Origin of the sequence: Streptomyces sp. NPDC060035, assembly GCF_042736635.1 — a bacterium.
Taxonomy (GTDB): Bacteria; Actinomycetota; Actinomycetes; order Streptomycetales; family Streptomycetaceae; genus Streptomyces.
Window position 1 is genome coordinate 254,409 of the sequence record NZ_JBHWVO010000008.1, and the last position, 17,552, is coordinate 271,960.

The window sequence follows — 17,552 nt, forward strand, 5'->3', positions numbered from 1 at the left end:
GGCGGGTGCGGGGTGTGGATCCGGCCTGGCGGGGGACCGCCGCGAGTGCCGTGACCGGGAACGGCGTGAGACTCCGGATGCTGGTTCCGGGCGGGTCGGGCGGAAGCCGGCACCAGGTGTGGGAGCGCTCCCGAGCTTAGGGAGGGGGTCAGGGTGTGACAACGGCTGGACATGGGGCACCTGAGGTTGGCTGTTCTCGCACGTCCACGGGCGCGTACCGCGTTCATCAAAACGGGGCGGAAGGGCGAAAGGCGGCCGCGCGAGCCGCCGTCAGAGGCTCGGCGCAACAGGGGCTTTCGGCCACTTTCGGAATTGGGAGCGAAACTTTCGACGTTGGCTCTGGTGTTTCCAGGCCCCTTCGGCCGGGGCTCCGCTCTGTCCCGTCGAGGGCCCGGCGCGGGGTGGTGTCCGACAAGCTGTGACCGGCTGCCGCGCGGGGAACGTCAGTTGAAGCCGCGGCCCATCTCGTCGGCCCCGGGAGCAGGGCGTGTGGTGAAGGGCCCGGTTCCGGTAGTGTGACCCGTCCCGAGACCGGGACCGACCCAGGAGGTGAGACCCATTACCGCTACAGCAGGCTGGGTGCTCACCACTCGCCCTCGCGTGCCCGACACGGCATAAGCGATCGCGGAGCGCCCATCGGTTTTTCCCGAAAGGCTTCTCCGCATGCAGGAATTCGCTTCACCGCACACCGTCTCCTCGATCGTCACCACGCTCCGTGCCGCCGGCTGTGTCTTCGCCGAGGACGAGACCGCGCTCCTTCTCTCCACCGCCGCCGGTCCGGCGGAACTCGCCGCCATGGTCGAACGCCGCGTTGCCGGTCTGCCGCTTGAACACGTGCTCGGCTGGGCCGAGTTCTGCGGGCTGCGTGTCGCCGTGGACCCCGGGGTCTTCGTGCCTCGTCGCCGTACCGAATTCCTTGTCCGCCAGGCCGTGGCGCTCGCCGGGCGGAAGCCGGCCGTCGTCGTCGACCTCTGCTGCGGTTCCGGGGCGCTGGGTTCGGCGCTGGCAGCGGCGCTGCCGCACGTCGAACTGCACGCCACGGATGTCGAACCCGCCGCCGTGCGGTGCGCGCGGCGCAATGTCGGCGACCTCGGGCAGGTCTACGAGGGCGACCTCTTCGATCCGCTGCCCGGCTCGCTGCGCGGGCGCGTCGACGTCCTGCTCGCCAACGTGCCGTACGTACCGACCGATGACGTCGAGCTGCTGCCCGCCGAGGCGCGTATCCATGAGCCGCGCGTGGCGCTCGACGGTGGTGGGGACGGCCTCGACGTCATGCGGCGTGTGGTCGCCGAGGCGCCGGACTGGCTGGCACCCGGCGGCAGTCTTCTCGTCGAGACGAGTGAGCGGCAGGCGGCGCATGCCGCGGGGACGGTGGGCGGCAGCGGGCTGATTGCGCGGGTGGTCGTCTCGGAGGAGCTGTACGCCACGGTGGTGATCGGGACCCGAGCCCGGTAGCCGGGGTGGTGATCGGGACCCCGGCCGTGCAGCTGGGGTGTGATCGGGACCCGCCCCCCCCGTGTAGCCGGGGTGGTGATCGGGACCCCGGCCGTGCAGCTGGGGTGTGATCGGGACCCGCCCCCCCCCCCGTGTAGCCGGGGTGGTGTTCGGGACCCGAGCCCTGTAGCCGGGGTGGTGATCGCACGCCCCGCCCCGTGCAACCGGGGTGTGATCGGGACCCGCCCCGTGCGGTTTCGGTCGCTCCCGTCCCGGTTCGGTCAGGCGAAGCGCCAGCGCGTCTGGCCGTACGGGTCGCCCTTGGCGAAGCCGAAGGCCGTGCGGGGGGTCACCGCGAAGACCTCCGCACGGCCGCCCGCACCGTGGGAGAACATGCCGTCGGCGACGCCGAAGTGCCAGTCGCTTCCGTACTTCGTCTCCCAGGCCTCGGCCAGCGCGATCAGCCGTTTCTCGTCCGTCACCCGGGCCGCGCGGCCCTCGACCACCACGTCGAATCCCTCGTTGAGCGTGTTGGTGCCGGTGGTCAGGACGACCTCCGGGTTGGCGGCCAGATTCTGCGCCTTGCGCTCTGTCGCGCCGGTGCAGAAGTGCAGGGCGCCGTCCGACCAGACCCCGATCAGCGGGGTGACGTGCGGGCGGCCGTCCGGGCGGACCGTGGAGAGCCAGTACAGCTCGGCGTCCGTCAGGAGTGCGACCGCTTCGGGCCACGGGCGGGCGATGGCGTCCTCGCCGCTGTACCGGGAGTCCAGGGCGGTGTCCGGGGCGGCGTCCTCGTCGGGCATGGCGGGCCTCCTGGGAGCGTTGTGCGTGGTCGTTCCGGTCATCGTGCCTGTGAAGTGCGGACTCCGCTCCCGCTCCGAATTCACCGGCGCACGGCTAGGCTCGGAGAGCGGATACGTGTGGGTCGGCGGGCAGGAGAACACGGGATGGCGACGGTTCCGGGGCGCAGGAGCAGTAACTTCACCCGACTGCTGCGGCACGGTTTCATCGATCCGTCCGCCGCCGAACGGCTCCTGGACCTCCCCGCGCTCTCCTCCGTACGGTCCGATCCCGTCCTCTTCGACGCGCTCGGTGCCTCGTCCGACCCCGATCTGGCCCTGCACAGCCTCGTCCGGCTCGTCGAGGCGGAGGAGGCCGACGAACGGCAGGTCCTGCTGGACACGCTCGTCACCGCCAAGCCTCTGCGGGACCGGCTCCTCGGTGTTCTCGGAGCCTCGGAGGCACTCGGGGACCATCTGGCGCGGCACCCCCGCGACTGGCAGGCGCTCGTGACGTACGAGGCCACCGATCTGCACCCCGGGGTCGCCGAATTCGAACGCATGCTCGCCGATGCTGTCGACCCGGACTCGCTGCGGGTCGCCTACCGCCGTTCCCTGCTGTCGATAGCGGCCCGCGATGTGTGCGGCACCACCGACCTCGCCCAGGTCGCCGCCGAGCTGGCCGACCTGGCTACAGCCACCTTGCGTGCCGCGCTCGCCATAGCCCGTACGGCCGATCCGGCCGACGCCGCCCGGTGCCGGCTCGCCGTCATCGCGATGGGCAAGTGCGGCGGGCACGAGCTGAACTACGTCTCCGACGTCGATGTGATCTTCGTGGGGGAGCCGGCCGACGGGGCGGAGGAGAGCGGGGCCATGCAGTCCGCCACCCGGCTCGCCGCCCACATGATGCGGATCTGCTCCGACACCACCGTCGAAGGAACCATCTGGCCGGTCGACGCGAACCTCCGCCCCGAGGGCCGCAACGGGCCGCTGGTGCGGACCCTGTCCTCGCACCTCGCCTACTACCAGCGCTGGGCCAAGACCTGGGAGTTCCAGGCGCTGCTGAAGGCCCGGCCGGTCGCCGGTGACCCCGCGCTCGGCGCGGAGTACGTCGAGGCCGTCTCGCCGCTGGTGTGGCAGGCCGCCGACCGGGAGAACTTCGTCGGCGACGTACAGAAGATGCGCCGTCGCGTCGTCGACAACATCCCCGTCGACCGCGTCGACCGCGAGCTCAAGCTCGGGCCCGGCGGGCTGCGGGACGTCGAATTCGCCGTACAGCTGCTCCAGCTGGTCCACGGGCGCAGCGACGCCACCCTGCACTCGGGCTCCACCCTGGAGGCCCTGCGGGCGCTCGCCGACGGCGGATACGTCGGGCGGGCGGACGCGGCGCAGCTGGACGAGGCCTACCGCTTCCTGCGCGCCATGGAGCACCGCATCCAGCTCTACCGGCTGCGCCGCACGCATCTGGTCCCCGAGGACGAATCGGATCTGCGGCGTCTCGGGCGCTCCCTCGGGCTGCGTACGGACCCCGTCACCGAGCTCAACAAGGCGTGGCGGCGGCATGCCTCGGTGGTGCGGCGACTGCACGAGAAGCTTTTCTATCGGCCGCTGCTGGACGCCGTCGCCCAGCTGGCACCAGGCGAGTCCCGGCTCAGTGCGAAGGCTGCCATCGTCCGGCTGGAGGCCCTCGGGTACGCCGATCCGGCGGCTGCGCTGCGGCATCTGGAGGCCCTGTCGTCGGGGGTGTCCCGCAAGGCCGCGATCCAGCGCACGCTGCTGCCGGTCCTGCTCGGCTGGTTCGCGGACTCCGCCGATCCGGATGCCGGGCTCCTCGGCTTCCGGCAGGTGTCCGACGCGCTCGGCAAGACCCCCTGGTACCTGCGGCTCCTGCGGGACGAAGGCGCAGCGGCGGAGAACCTCGCCCGGGTCCTGTCGGCCGGCCGTCTCGCCCCCGACCTGCTGATGCGAGCCCCGGAGGCCGTCGCCATCCTCGGCGACCCGGAAGGGCTGAAGCCGCGTACCCGGGATCACCTGGAACTGGAGGTGCTGGCCGCGGTGGGCCGTGCGGCGGGCGCCGAGGCGGCGGTCGCGGTGGCGCGCGGGGTGCGGCGGCGGGAGCTCTTCCGTACGACGGCCGCCGACCTGATCGGCTCGTACGGCACCGAGGAGAGCCCCGCCGAACCGGATCCGGGCGCGCTCGTCGACCGGGTCGGACCTGCGGTCACCGACCTGAACGCCGCCACGATCTCGGGGGCCCTGCGTGCCGCCGTACGCGAACAGTGGGGCGACACCCTGCCGACCCGGTTCGCGGTCATCGGCATGGGCCGCTTCGGCGGGCACGAGCTGAGTTACGGCTCCGACGCGGACGTCCTGTTCGTGCACGCCCCGCGGGAGGGTGTGAGCGACGAGGAAGCGGCCCGGGCCGCGAACACCGTCATCACGGAGATGCGCAGGCTGCTGCAGCTGCCGACCGCCGATCCGCCGCTGCTCATCGACGCCGACCTGCGCCCCGAGGGCAAGAGCGGACCGCTGGTCCGCACGCTGAAGTCGTACGAGGTCTACTACCGGCGCTGGTCGCTGGTCTGGGAGAGCCAGGCGCTGCTGCGCGCCGAGCCCATGGCGGGCGACGAGGAGCTGGGGCGCGCCTTCATCGAGCTGATCGACCCGTTGCGCTACCCCATGGAAGGCCTGGGCGAGGACGCCGTCCGGGAGATCCGGCGGCTCAAGGCGCGCATGGAGTCCGAACGGATGCCGCGGGGCGCCGACCCCACGCTCCACACCAAGCTGGGCCGGGGCGGGCTGAGCGACGTCGAGTGGACGGTGCAGCTGATGCAGATGCAGCACGGCTGGGTGGAGCCGGGGCTGCGGACGACCCGTACGCGTGAGGCACTGGCCGCGGCGTGTGCCGCGCAGCTGATCCCGGGGGAGGAGGCGCAGACGCTGGACGAGGCGTGGGTGCTGGCCACACGGGTGCGCAACGCGGTGATGCTGGTACGGGGGCGGCCGGGCGACACGTTTCCCTCGAACCCGCGGGAGCTGACGGCGGTCGGGCGGTACCTGGGGTACGAGCCGGGGCATGTCGGGGACATGCTGGAGGACTACCGGCGGATCACGCGGCGGGCTCGTGCGGTGGTGGAGGAGCGGTTCTACGGGGCGGGGTGACAGGGCCGGGAATCACGCCCCTCCGACGATCGAGGAGCGGGGGCCGGGGCGGTCAGCCGGAGCTCGGCGGGGCCGAGCGGGCCGGGACCGGGTTCGGCTGGGTGGACGGGTGCGACGGGTCGCGGCGGGTGCGGTCGGCCGGGACCGGTAGCAGCGACCGAAGGCGGCTGCGGCCCGAAGCAGCCGACGGCCGCCGCGGCAGCCGGTGCGGCAGCGACCCGTACCAGGCGTACGAGATCGCGTAGCCGAACGTCAGGCAGGCCATACCGCCCACCGCGTCCAGCCAGAAGTGGTTCGCGGTCGCCACGATCACGACCAGGGTCGCTGCCGGGTAGAGCAGGCCCAGGATCCGCGCCCACGGGGCGGTGGCCAGGGCGCAGATGGTCAGACCGCACCACAGCGACCACCCGATGTGCATCGAAGGCATCGCCGCGTACTGGTTCGACATGTGCTTGAAGTTGCCCGAAGCCATCGAACCCCAGGTCTGGTGCAGCATCACCGTGTCGATGAAGCCCCCGCCGCTCATCAGACGCGGTGGTGCCAGCGGGAACAGGTAGTAGCCGAGCAGGGCGACGGCCGTCGTGGAGAAGAGGATCAGGCGGGACGCCGCATAGCGGCCGGGATGGCGGCGGAACAGCCAGATCAGCACACCGATGGTCACGACGAAGTGCAGCGTCGCGTAGTAGTAGTTCATCGACACGATCAGCCACGTCACCGAATTGACGGCCCGGTTGACCGACTCCTCGAAGGCGAGCCCCACCGCGTGCTCGAGCGACCAGACCCAGTCGGCGTTGCGCATGGCCGCGGCCTGCTGCTCGGGGACGGCGTTGCGCACCAGCGAGTAGAGCCAGTAACTGACCGCGATCAGCAGGATTTCGAACCAGACGCGAGGACGGCGCGGGGACCGCAACGAGCGCAGTGACCACAGTCGTTCCCGGTCGGCGATCCGCGTCGATCCGGTAGCCGCCGCCTCGTTCACGATGGGTGACGGGTTGGCCGCCATGCGGTCTTCCTGTGTAGTCACGTGCGATTCACCCATAGGTGCAGAGTCTGCCAGATACGTTCCCCTCCGCCCGATGATCCTCCGGACGGGTTCCGGTCGCACATTCTGCACCTTAACGACGAGGGTGGGATCCTGAGGAGGGGCCGGGCCCCGAGGCCGTCGAGCCACGAACGACCAGCTCAGGCATGAAGACGAACTCACTGTGCGGAGCGGGCGTGCCGCCGATCTCCTCCAGCAGCGTACGCACCGCGGCCTGGCCCATCGCTGTCACCGGCTGACGGATCGTGGTCAGAGGCGGATCGGTGAATGCTATGAGGGGCGAGTCGTCGTAACCGACGACCGACAGGTCGCGCGGAACCTCCAACGACATCCGGCGGGCCGCCCTGATCGCGCCGAGGGCCATCATGTCGCTCGCGCACACCACCGCGGTGCAGCCTCGCTCCATCAGCGCCGAGGCGGCAGCCTGACCGCCCTCCAGGGTGTACAGGGAGTGCTGGATCAGCTCCTCCACCGCGTCCGCGGTGAGGTTCAGCTGTTCCTGCATCGTTGCGTGGAATCCCTCTATCTTGCGAAGTACGGGAACGAAGCGCTTCGGGCCGACCGCAAGCCCGATGCGCTGATGCCCGAGCGCCACCAGGTGCGTCACCGCGAGCCGCATCGCGGCCCGGTCGTCGGGGGAGATGAACGGCGCCTGCACCTTGGGTGAGAAGCCGTTGACCAGGACGAAGGGAACACCCTGGGCCCGCAGTTGTTCGTAGCGCTGCATGTCGGCCGAGGTATCGGCGTGCAGCCCGGAGACGAAGATGATGCCCGAGACGCCGCGGTCGACGAGCATCTCGGTGAGTTCGTCCTCGGTGGAGCCGCCGGGCGTCTGGGTCGCGAGCACCGGCGTGTAGCCCTGCCGGGTCAGCGCCTGGCCGATCACCTGGGCGAGCGCCGGGAAGATCGGGTTCTCCAGCTCGGGCGTGATCAGGCCGACGAGGCCCGCGCTGCGCCTGCGCAGTCGGACGGGGCGTTCGTATCCGAGGACGTCGAGCGCCGCGAGGACGGATTCGCGGGTGGCCGCAGCAACACCGGGCTTGCCGTTCAGTACGCGGCTGACCGTAGCTTCGCTGACCCCCGCCTGAGTTGCGATATCGGCAAGCCGTGCGGTCATGAGTGGACTGTACCGGGCGCGTGTCGGATTGCCCACCATGCGCAGGATTCGGGCGCCCGGGCTCGCCGGCGCAGGCCTGGCGGCCTTCCCGTAGCAACATCTTGCAAGACCTTGCGAGCGCTGTCTGCTGTCCGCAGTCGGATCGTCACACCGCGCTGAGAGGGGCTCTGGCCTGGTGTGGGCAGGGATGCGGGGCTCCCGTCAAGAGGCTTGACGGCAACCTTGCGGACACGCCAATGTAACGATCGCCGGAGCTTGCAGAAATCTTCCGCAAAGTCTTTCGGTCGCCTTTCATCCTTGTTACGTTCACGTCGACCCGGCGCCGCGACGGAGCGGTACGGCAGTTGAAGGAGTTCAGATGCGACGTGGCATAACGGCCACCGCCCTGGTCGCGGCCCTGGCGCTTGCGGCAACCGCCTGCGGCAGTGATGACGAGTCCGGCGGCAGCAAGAGCTCGGGCGAGCTCTCCGGCACGGTTACCTGGTGGGACACCTCGACCGTCGGCAGCGAGGACAAGGTCTTCAAGAAGCTTGCCGAGGGTTTCGAGAAGAAGCACCCGAAGGTTGACGTCAAGTACGTCAACGTGCCCTTCGGCGAGGCGCAGAACAAGTTCAAGAACGCGGCGCAGGCCGGCGCCGGTGCCCCCGACGTCATCCGCTCCGAGGTCGCCTGGACCCCCGAGTTCGCGGACCTCGGTTACCTCGCCCCGCTGGACGGCACCGCCGCGCTGAAGAACGAGGACGACTTCCTCAAGCAGGCCGCCGCGTCGACCAAGTACAAGGACAAGACGTACGCGGTCCCGCAGGTCATCGACTCCATGGGCATCTTCTACAACAAGAAGATCTTCGCGGAGGCCGGTGTCGAGGTCCCCTCCAACATCGCGGACCTGAAGACCGTCTCCAAGACGATCAAGGAAAAGACCGGCAAGACCGGCCTCTACCTGCGCGGCGACGACGCGTACTGGTTCCTTTCCTTCCTGTACGGCGAGGGCGGCGACCTGGTCGACGCCTCCAGCAAGTCCGTCACGGTGGACAAGCCCGAGGGCGTCAAGGCGTTCGCGACCGTCAAGGACCTCGTCGACTCCGGTGCGGCGAAGACCGACGCCACCGACGGCTGGGAGAACATGCAGTCGTCGTTCAAGGACGGCAAGGTCGCGATGATGATCAACGGCCCGTGGGCCGTCGCCGACACGCTGACCGGCAAGGAGTTCGCCGACAAGGCCAACCTGGGCATCGCCCCGGTGCCGGCCGGTTCGGCCTCGCAGGGCGCCCCGCAGGGCGGCCACAACCTCGCCGTCTACGCGGGCTCGAAGAACCTCGACGCCTCGTACGCCTTCGTCGAGTACATGACCTCGGTGGAGACCCAGGCGCAGACCGCCGGTGAGCTGAACCTGCTCCCGACCCGCACCGACGCCTACGCCAAGAAGCAGGCCGTCGACAGCGAGATCGTCGGCTTCTTCAAGCCCGTCGTCGAGACCGCCGTCGAGCGCCCGTGGATCCCGGAGACCGGCAGCCTCTTCGCGCCGCTCGTCACCGAGTACACCAAGGTCCTCACCGGCCAGACCACGCCGGAGAAGGCCGCGTCCACGACCGGCGACTCCTACCGCAAGCTCCTCAAGGGCTGGAAGTAACTCAGGAAGGCAGGCCGACTGATGGCTGTCCACACCAGCCAGTCGGTGGCGAAGGCCGCGGGCGACGTCGTCGCCCGCGGCCGGAGCCGCGGTACTGGTAAATCCGCTCCACCGAGCAAGCTCCGGCGGGCCATGTCGGTCCACTGGTACGCCTGGACCATGGTCGCCCCGGTCGTGATCGTCATCGGCGTGATCATCGGCTACCCGCTGGTCCGCGGCGTCTACCTGTCGCTGACCGACGCGAACGAGCGCAACGTCGCACGGTCCATCGGTGTCAACGAACTGCCCGCCACCTACAAGTTCGTGGGTGTGGACAACTACGTCGACGCGCTGACGGGTACCCAGTTCCTCGGCACGCTCGGCTGGACGCTGGTGTGGACGGTCTCCTGCGTCGGCATCACCTTCTGCCTCGGCATGGGCCTCGCCAACATCCTCAACCGCCGAATCGCGGGACGCTCCGCCTACCGCATGGCCCTGATCCTGCCCTGGGCCATCCCCGGCTTCGTCTCGGTCTTCGCCTGGCGCTTCCTCTACAACGAGGACCGCGGGCTGCTCAACAAGATCCTCGGCGGCGGCGGCATCGACGGCATACCGTGGCTCAACGACCCCACCTGGGCCAAGTTCTCCGTCATCGCCGTCAACGTCTGGCTCGGCGTGCCGTTCATGATGGTCGCCCTGCTCGGCGGACTGCAGTCGATCCCCTCGGAGCAGTACGAAGCGGCCGAGATGGACGGCGCCACCGCCTGGCAGCGCTTCCGGCACATCACGCTCCCCGGACTGCGCCCGGTGTCCACCACGGTGGTCCTGCTCTCTACCATCTGGACCTTCAACATGTTCCCGGTGATCTTCCTGCTGACCCGCGGCGGACCCGGTGAGGCCACCCAGATCCTGGTCACCCAGGCATACAAATTCTCCTTCGAGATCAGCCCGCGCGACTTCGCGCAGTCCTCCACCTGGGGCGTGCTGATCCTCGTACTCCTGATGCTCTTCGCCATGGTGTACCGGCGAGTGCTCCGCACGCAGGGAGACAACTGGTGACCACCTTTACGGAAACCTCCGCCCGGCACGCCGTCCGCAAGCCCCGCCTGCGCGGCGACCGCTCCCCGGCCGCATCCGTGGCCCTGCACGTCACCCTGATCATCGCGTCCGTGATCGCGGTCTTCCCGGTGCTGTGGGTCCTGCTGACCTCGTTGAAGCCCGCCAAGTTCGCCACGACGACGGACTTCTTCAAAGAGACGACGTTCGAGAACTACACGAACCTGATCAAGGACACCGAGTTCCTGAGCTGGTTCGGCAACTCCGTGATCGTCGCGGGGCTCTCCACCGTCATCGGTGTCTTCGTGTCCGCCACCACGGGCTACGCCGTCAGCCGCTTCCGCTTCCCCGGCAAGCGCGGGCTGATGTGGACGCTGCTGATCACCCAGATGTTCCCGGTCGCCGTCCTGATCGTGCCGATCTACAACATCATGGCGGGCATCGGCCTGCTCAACCAGCCGGCCGGACTCGTCATCACCTACCTCACCATCTCGGTGCCGTTCTGCGCCTGGATGATGAAGGGCTTCTTCGACACGATCCCGCGGGAGATCGACGAGTCGGGGCAGGTCGACGGCCTCACCCCGTTCGGCACGTTCTGGCGGCTCATCCTGCCGCTCGCCAAGCCCGGCCTCGCCGTCACCGCCTTCTACTCCTTCATCACCGCCTGGGGCGAGGTGGCGTACGCCTCCGCCTTCATGGTCGGCGACGAGAACCTCACACTCGCGGGCGGACTGCAGAAGTTCGTCAACCAGTACGGAGCCCAGTGGGGTCCGATGACCGCCGCGTCCGTCCTCATCGCGATCCCCGCGGCCCTGGTCTTCCTCTTCGCGCAGAAGCACCTGGTCACCGGAATGTCCGCCGGAGCCGTCAAGGGCTGACGCCCAGGGCACGTACGACCGAACGCACCCGTCACGGCGGCGCCGGATCCCCGACCCGGTCCCGGCGCCGCCCCCCACCCAGACACCCCAGGGACGACATGACCCAGCACCTCGCTGCCCCCTCCACCGGCACGTCCGACGACGCCCCGGGCAACCGCACCGGCTGGTGGCAGGACGCGGTCATCTACCAGGTCTATCCACGGAGCTTCGCCGACGGCAACGGCGACGGCATGGGCGATCTCGCGGGCATCACCGCACGGCTCCCGTACCTCAGGGACCTCGGTGTCGACGCCGTCTGGCTCAGCCCCTTCTACGCGTCGCCGCAGGCCGACGCGGGCTACGACGTCGCCGACTACCGGGCCATCGACCCGATGTTCGGCTCGCTCCTGGACGCCGACGGGCTGATCCGCGAGGCCCACGGCCTGGGGCTGCGCATCATCGTCGACCTGGTGCCCAACCACTCCTCCGACCAGCACGAGTGGTTCAAGCGTGCACTCGCCGAAGGCCCCGGCTCCGCCCTGCGCGAGCGCTACCACTTCCGTGCCGGCAAGGGCGCCGACGGCGAACTCCCGCCCAACGACTGGGAGTCCATCTTCGGCGGACCCGCCTGGACCCGGACCACCGACCCGGACGGCACCCCCGGCGAGTGGTACCTGCACCTCTTCGCGCCCGAGCAGCCCGACTTCAACTGGGAACACCCGGCCGTCGCCGACGAGTTCCGCTCGATCCTGCGCTTCTGGCTCGACATGGGTGTCGACGGCTTCCGTGTCGACGTCGCCCACGGTCTCGTCAAGGCCGAGGGACTGCCCGACCTCGGCACGCACGATCAGCTCAAGCTGCTGGGCAACGATGTCATGCCGTTCTTCGACCAGGACGGTGTGCACGAGATCTACCGCAGCTGGCGCACCATCCTCGACGAGTACCCCGGCGAGCGGATCGCCGTCGCCGAGGCATGGACCCCCACCGTCGAGCGCACCGCCAACTACGTGCGCCCCGACGAGATGCACCAGGCCTTCAACTTCCAGTACCTGTCGACCGCCTGGGACGCCGCCGAACTGCGCAAGGTCATCGACTCCTCGCTCGACGCGATGCGTCCGGTGGGCGCCCCCACCACCTGGGTGCTCTCCAACCACGACGTCACCCGGCACACCACCCGCTTCGCCAACCCGCCGGGCCTGGGCACCCAGATCCGTACGGCCGGTGACCCCGTGACGGGGCTGCGCAGGGCCCGCGCAGCGACGCTGCTCATGCTGGCGCTGCCCGGCTCCGCCTACGTCTACCAGGGCGAGGAGCTCGGCCTGCCCGACGTCACCGACCTGCCCGACGAGGCCCGCCAGGACCCGTCGTTCTTCCGCGCCGAGGGCCAGGACGGCTTCCGCGACGGGTGCCGGGTGCCGATCCCGTGGACCCGCGAGGGCAGCTCGTACGGCTTCGGCGGCGGCGGCAGCTGGCTGCCGCAGCCCGACAGCTGGGGCGAGCTCTCCGTCGAGGCGCAGACCGGTGTGGAGGGCTCCACGCTGGAGCTGTACCGCGCCGCGATCGCCGCCCGCCGCGAGCACCCCGGGCTCGGCGCCGGCACGGACGTCGACTGGCTGGATGCCCCCGAGGGCGTGCTCGCACTGGGCCGCTCCGGCTTCGTCTGCACGGTCAACACCACGGGCGCCCCGGTACGGATGACGGCTCCCGGCACGCTGCTGCTCGCCAGCGCCCCGGTCGCCGTCGACGGCGCCACGGTGGAGCTGCCCGCGGACACCACGGTGTGGTGGACGGTGTGACGGTCCCCGCACCCAGGACCGGGCCGGCGCTGCGGCTCTCCGACATCGCCGGCCAGGCCGCGGTCAGTGAGGCGACCGTCAGCAGGGTGCTCAACGGGAAGCCGGGCGTCGCGGACACCACGCGTCAGCGGGTGCTCGCGGCGCTCGACATCCTCGGTTACGAACGCCCCGTACGGCTGCGGCAGCGCAGCGCCGGGCTGATCGGTCTGGTGACTCCCGAGCTCACCAACCCGATCTTCCCGGCGTTCGCGCAGTCCGTGGAGCAGGTCCTCGCAGGGCACGGCTACACACCCGTGCTCTGCACCCAACTGCCCGGCGGCGCCACCGAGGACGAGCTGGTCGAACAGCTCGTCGAGCGTGGCGTCGGCGGGATCGTCTTCCTCTCCGGACTGCACGCCGACACCTCGGCGGACCCGGCACGGTATGCCGCGCTCAGCGACCGCGGCGTGCCGTTCGTCCTGATCAACGGCTACAACGAGCGCATCAGTGCCCCGTTCGTCTCGCCCGACGACACGGCCGCCGTACGGATGGCTGTCGGGCATCTCGCCGAGCTCGGGCACCGGAAGATCGGTCTGGCGATCGGACCGCAGCGCTATGTGCCCTCCCGGCGCAAGCGCGACGGTTTCGTCGACGCGGCCGTCTCCGTGCTGGGCATGGACCGGAGCGAGGCCGAACTCCTGGTGTGCTCGACGCTGTTCAGCGTCGAGGGCGGCCAGGTCGCGGCGGGCTCCCTGCTCGACCGCGGCTGTACCGGCATCGTCTGCGGCAGCGACCTGATGGCGCTGGGCGTGGTCCGGGCGGCCCGGGGACGGGGGCTGGACGTCCCGCGTGACGTCTCCGTCGTCGGCTTCGACGACTCGCAGCTGATCGCGTTCACCGACCCGCCGCTGACGACGGTGCGCCAGCCGGTGCAGGCGATGGCTGCCGCGGCGGTGGGGGCGCTGCTGGAGGAGATCGCCGGCAGTCCCGTGCAGCGCACGGAGTACGTGTTCCAGCCGGAGCTCGTGGTGCGGGGCTCCACCGCGGCGGTGCGCAGCGCCTGAAGGTGCACCGATTTGGGGCCGGGTCCGGAGGGGGGACCCGGCCTTTCAGTTCTCGGAGGCGTACGTCGCGAAGGCTTCCCACGCGGCGAAGAAGGCCGTGCTCAAGGTCGTGCCGAGGGTCGCGCCGAAAACATCCTGATCATCCTCGGCGCCCGCGGTATCGACGTCACCGACGCCACCCGCGAGAAGATCACCACCTGCGGTGACTCGGAACTGTCGCGCCAGTGCGTGGTTCGCGGCGTCCATACAGCCATCGTCGAAGAGATCTTCGGCGAGGAGGCCGCCGCCGGTCGGTGAGCTGCGTCGCCCGGACGTCGTCGGTGAGTAGCGACGACGGGGTCTCCCCTCAGTCCTGCCCGTCGCCTTCCTTGAAGAGCCGTACCGTGCTCAGAATTTCGCGAATCGTGGCGTCGGGCACCTCGTCGGACACCCCGTGTGCCCCGAGGTAGGTCCACGACACGAAGTCGCCCTCCGCGTTCTTGAAGGCGAACGTCACCGCCTTGCCGTCGGTGTCGCACGTACCCTTCGCCGGCGTCCCGGAGGACGTGACGGTCACGAGGCTGCCCTCGACGCCCGACTTCGTCCGGTACGACTCGGCCTCACCGATCTCGAGACGGGTTCTGTCGGGCTGGGTGTAGGCGCCGTAGACCCACGTCTTCGCCGTGTCCTCGGCGGCCTCGGCGGTGCTCCTTGCGCCCTTTTCCCCCGTGGTGCCCGTCGAGGCGAGCGGGGTGTCGTCCTCGGTGCCGTCCTTGTCGTCGTCGGACGTGCACCACTTCTCCTTGAAGACCGCCGGGGCCATCATCGCGACCAACGGCTTCTCGTCGGGGTCGCCGTCCTCCGAGACGTAGCTGACCCAGTCCGCCGACTGCCGCGACCAGGAGACCGGCACGTCGAAGGTGATGCCGCGTTTGGCGTTGACCACCGTGTTCCAGCCGGGGACGAGCGGGCCGGAACCGCCCTCGGCCGCGGACCGGTCCGTGTCGTCGGCGCTCGCCGAGTCCGTCGCCTCGGGCTTCGCGTCGGCCGTGTCGGTCCCGTTGCGGAGCAGCAGGAAGCCGGTCACCCCGCAGGCCACGACGACTGCCGTGGCAGCGGCCACGACGGCGACAGTGGTCCGGTTCCAGGGGCGACGGGGCGGCTCGGGCGCGCCCATGCCGACCGTAGGTGCGGAGTGCCAGTTCGGGCCGGGCGGACCGGGCTGCGTGGGAAGTGAACGGGGTTGTCCGTCCTGCGGGTTCGGCTGTCCGGAGGGCGACTGCTGTCCTGGCCACATGGGTGATGAGTCTAGTGCGGGGCCGGGCCCGGACCGACGGCGCCTTTACAGCTGGTCCGGCATGGCCTCGAAGATGTGTGGCACCGGGGGAATCTCGCCTGTTCGTGGCGAGTTGGGGCATTTCGCGGCAGAGGTCTCCGTTGCTGTTCGCGCGCAATGGACGGTACGCACAGGAGAGGTCCGGAAGTCGGCCCGGGATGGGCCGGCGGGGAGTGGAGCGACTCCGGACCTCTCTGTGCCGTGACCGGCCCGGCCGGCCGGGCGCGTGGGGCCCGGCGTACCGGGACCCCCGGCCGACCGGGCCGGAGTCGGGATGAATTTAACAGCCTCGCAATATCTTGCGAAAGGCCTTGCAGGAAGAAATCTCCAAGATTTCGCGGATGTGAGCGGGATGTAATCGCGTGATGTCCAGGGGGTTGACCAGGCCAGGTCAGGCTCGTACCGTCTGCTCGCACGCAGGTTTTGCATTCTTGCTGCAAGAACCTTCATAAGCCTTGAGGGCACGGCGCGTTGCCATGTGAGGCTGCTCCGCCATCCCCGCATTTCCCCCACCGCAGGAGGAAAGACATGGCACGCAGACCGCTGTCTGCCACGCTTGCCCTTGTCACGGGTGCCGCCGTTCTCGTCATCCCCACCGGGCTCGGCGCCGCAGGTACGGCCCAGGCCGCGCCGCCCGGCGACAAGGACGTCACCGCAGTGATGTTCGAGTGGAAGTTCGACTCCGTGGCCAAGGCCTGCACGGACAGTCTCGGTCCGGCCGGCTACGGCTTCGTCCAGGTCTCGCCGCCCCAGGAGCACATCCAGGGCGGCCAGTGGTGGACTTCGTACCAGCCCGTCAGCTACAGGATCGCCGGCCGGCTCGGTGACCGTACGGCCTTCGCCAACATGGTCAGTACCTGTCACGGCGCGGGCGTCAAGGTCATAGCCGACTCGGTCATCAACCACATGTCGGCCGGTTCGGGCACCGGCACGGGCGGCTCCCCGTACAGCAAGTACGACTACCCGGGCACCTACTCGGTCAGCGACATGAACGACTGCCAGTCGCAGATCAACAACTACGGCGACCGGGGCAACGTCCAGAACTGCGAACTGGTCGGCCTGGCCGATCTGGACACCGGTGAGGACTACGTACGCGGCCGGATCGCGACGTACCTCAACGACCTGCTCTCCCTCGGAGTCGACGGCTTCCGTATCGACGCCGCCAAGCACATACCGGCCGGCGACCTCTCCCAGATCAAGTCCCGGCTGAGCAACACAAGCGTCTACTGGAAGCACGAGGCGATCTACGGAGCGGGCGAGGCCGTATCGCCCTCGGAGTACCTCGGCAGCGGTGACGTCCAGGAGTTCCGCTACGGCCGCAGCCTCAAGCAGGTCTTCAACAACGAGAACCTCGCCAACCTCAAGAACTTCGGTGAGGGCTGGGGCTTCATGGAGTCGGGCAGGTCGGCGGTCTTCGTCGACAACCACGACACCGAGCGCGGCGGTGACACGCTGAACTACAAGGACGGCGCGAACTACACCCTGGCCAGCGTCTTCATGCTCGCCTACCCGTACGGCTCCCCGGACGTCCACTCCGGCTACGAGTGGTCCGACAAGGACGCCGGCCCGCCCAACGGCGGCCAGGTGAACGCCTGCTACAGCGACGGCTGGAAGTGCCAGCACGCCTGGCGGGAGATCTCTTCCATGGTCGGCTTCCGCAACGCAGCCCGTGGCCAGGGTGTCTCGAACTGGTGGGACAACGGCGGCGACCAGATCGCCTTCGGACGCGGCTCCAAGGCGTACGTCGCGATCAACCACGAGGGTTCCTCGCTGACCCGCACGTTCCAGACGTCGCTGCCCGCCGGTGACTACTGCGACGTCCAGTCCGGCAACGGCGTCACCGTCAACGGCTCGGGGCAGTTCACCGCCACCCTCGGTTCCAATACGGCCCTCGCCCTTCACGTCAACGCCCGTACGTGCTCCGGCGGCAGCACCCCGGACCCGGGAACCGGCCAGTCCGGCGCCTCCTTCGGTGTCAACGCCACCACCCAGCTCGGCCAGAACATCTACGTCACCGGCAGCCAGGCCGCCCTCGGCAGCTGGGCCCCGGGCAGCGCGCTGAAGCTCGACCCGGCGACGTACCCCGTCTGGAAGCTCGACGTCAGCCTGCCCGCAGGTACGGCGTTCGAGTACAAGTACCTCCGCAAGGACGCGAGCGGCAACGTCACCTGGGAGAGCGGCGCCAACCGCACCGCAACCGTGCCGTCCTCCGGCAAGGTCACGCTGACCGCCGACGTCTGGCGCAGCTGAGCACACCGCTCGGCGGGCCGGGGACGCGCGGCGGTGCGTCCCCGGCCCGCAACCAGCTCCACAAGGACCCACCCCTGAAAGTCGAGGAGAAC

13 protein-coding genes are annotated in these 17,552 nt (G+C 69.6%); 8 read left to right on the plus strand and 5 right to left on the minus strand.

Annotation, left to right across the window (positions count from 1 at the left end):
* Positions 1-663: 663 nt before the first annotated feature.
* On the plus strand, positions 664-1,455 hold the full coding sequence (locus tag ACFWBQ_RS15915) for a putative protein N(5)-glutamine methyltransferase (RefSeq protein WP_385488394.1): 792 nt from the start codon (positions 664-666) through the stop codon (positions 1,453-1,455).
* Between the two features lie 260 nt (positions 1,456-1,715).
* Here ACFWBQ_RS15915 and ACFWBQ_RS15920 read toward each other — a convergent pair whose 3' ends face one another.
* Positions 1,716-2,237 carry a pyridoxamine 5'-phosphate oxidase family protein gene (locus ACFWBQ_RS15920; RefSeq protein ID WP_385488397.1) on the minus strand — a complete coding sequence of 174 codons (522 nt, stop codon included), beginning with the start codon at positions 2,235-2,237 and terminating at the stop codon, positions 1,716-1,718.
* Between the two features lie 144 nt (positions 2,238-2,381).
* Here ACFWBQ_RS15920 and ACFWBQ_RS15925 point away from each other — a divergent pair, with 144 nt between their 5' ends.
* Positions 2,382-5,375 carry a bifunctional [glutamine synthetase] adenylyltransferase/[glutamine synthetase]-adenylyl-L-tyrosine phosphorylase gene (locus tag ACFWBQ_RS15925; protein WP_385488399.1) on the plus strand — a complete coding sequence of 998 codons (2,994 nt, stop codon included), beginning with the start codon at positions 2,382-2,384 and terminating at the stop codon, positions 5,373-5,375.
* Positions 5,376-5,427: 52 nt separating this feature from the next.
* On the opposite strand, the gene ACFWBQ_RS15930 is transcribed toward ACFWBQ_RS15925, so the two are convergent.
* Both ACFWBQ_RS15930 and ACFWBQ_RS15935 read right to left on the minus strand, forming a co-directional pair.
* Positions 5,428-6,399 carry a phosphatase PAP2 family protein gene (locus ACFWBQ_RS15930; RefSeq protein WP_385488403.1) on the minus strand — a complete coding sequence of 324 codons (972 nt, stop codon included), beginning with the start codon at positions 6,397-6,399 and terminating at the stop codon, positions 5,428-5,430.
* Positions 6,400-6,490: 91 nt separating this feature from the next.
* Positions 6,491-7,534: a LacI family DNA-binding transcriptional regulator gene (locus ACFWBQ_RS15935; protein ID WP_385488406.1), complete on the minus strand. Its 1,044-nt coding sequence runs from the start codon at positions 7,532-7,534 to the stop codon at positions 6,491-6,493.
* A 358-nt stretch (positions 7,535-7,892) separates the two neighbouring features.
* On the opposite strand from ACFWBQ_RS15935, the gene ACFWBQ_RS15940 reads away from it, so the two are divergent.
* From ACFWBQ_RS15940 to ACFWBQ_RS15960, 5 genes are all read left to right on the plus strand, one after another.
* Positions 7,893-9,164, plus strand: coding sequence for an extracellular solute-binding protein (locus ACFWBQ_RS15940; protein ID WP_385488409.1), 1,272 nt, complete (start codon positions 7,893-7,895; stop codon positions 9,162-9,164).
* Positions 9,165-9,185: 21 nt separating this feature from the next.
* A complete protein-coding gene (locus ACFWBQ_RS15945) occupies positions 9,186-10,202 on the plus strand; it encodes a carbohydrate ABC transporter permease (protein WP_385488413.1) in 1,017 nt (338 codons plus the stop codon).
* Positions 10,199-11,077 carry a sugar ABC transporter permease gene (locus tag ACFWBQ_RS15950; RefSeq protein ID WP_385488416.1) on the plus strand — a complete coding sequence of 293 codons (879 nt, stop codon included), beginning with the start codon at positions 10,199-10,201 and terminating at the stop codon, positions 11,075-11,077. Before ACFWBQ_RS15945 ends, ACFWBQ_RS15950 begins: the two co-directional genes overlap by 4 nt.
* A gap of 98 nt (positions 11,078-11,175) precedes the next feature.
* Positions 11,176-12,852 (plus strand): glycoside hydrolase family 13 protein, encoded by a 1,677-nt coding sequence (locus tag ACFWBQ_RS15955; RefSeq protein ID WP_385488419.1) that lies wholly within the window; start codon positions 11,176-11,178, stop codon positions 12,850-12,852.
* Positions 12,837-13,895 carry a LacI family DNA-binding transcriptional regulator gene (locus ACFWBQ_RS15960; RefSeq protein WP_385488422.1) on the plus strand — a complete coding sequence of 353 codons (1,059 nt, stop codon included), beginning with the start codon at positions 12,837-12,839 and terminating at the stop codon, positions 13,893-13,895. The genes ACFWBQ_RS15955 and ACFWBQ_RS15960 overlap by 16 nt, the downstream gene beginning before the upstream one ends.
* 45 nt (positions 13,896-13,940) lie before the next feature.
* On the opposite strand, the gene ACFWBQ_RS15965 is transcribed toward ACFWBQ_RS15960, so the two are convergent.
* A complete protein-coding gene (locus tag ACFWBQ_RS15965) occupies positions 13,941-14,141 on the minus strand; it encodes a hypothetical protein (RefSeq protein ID WP_385488425.1) in 201 nt (66 codons plus the stop codon).
* A 100-nt stretch (positions 14,142-14,241) separates the two neighbouring features.
* Positions 14,242-15,051 carry a hypothetical protein gene (locus ACFWBQ_RS15970; protein ID WP_385488428.1) on the minus strand — a complete coding sequence of 270 codons (810 nt, stop codon included), beginning with the start codon at positions 15,049-15,051 and terminating at the stop codon, positions 14,242-14,244.
* A 687-nt stretch (positions 15,052-15,738) separates the two neighbouring features.
* Between ACFWBQ_RS15970 and ACFWBQ_RS15975 the strand changes: the two genes are divergently transcribed.
* On the plus strand, positions 15,739-17,460 hold the full coding sequence (locus ACFWBQ_RS15975; protein ID WP_385488431.1) for a carbohydrate-binding module family 20 domain-containing protein: 1,722 nt from the start codon (positions 15,739-15,741) through the stop codon (positions 17,458-17,460).
* The last annotated feature ends 92 nt before the right edge of the window (positions 17,461-17,552 follow it).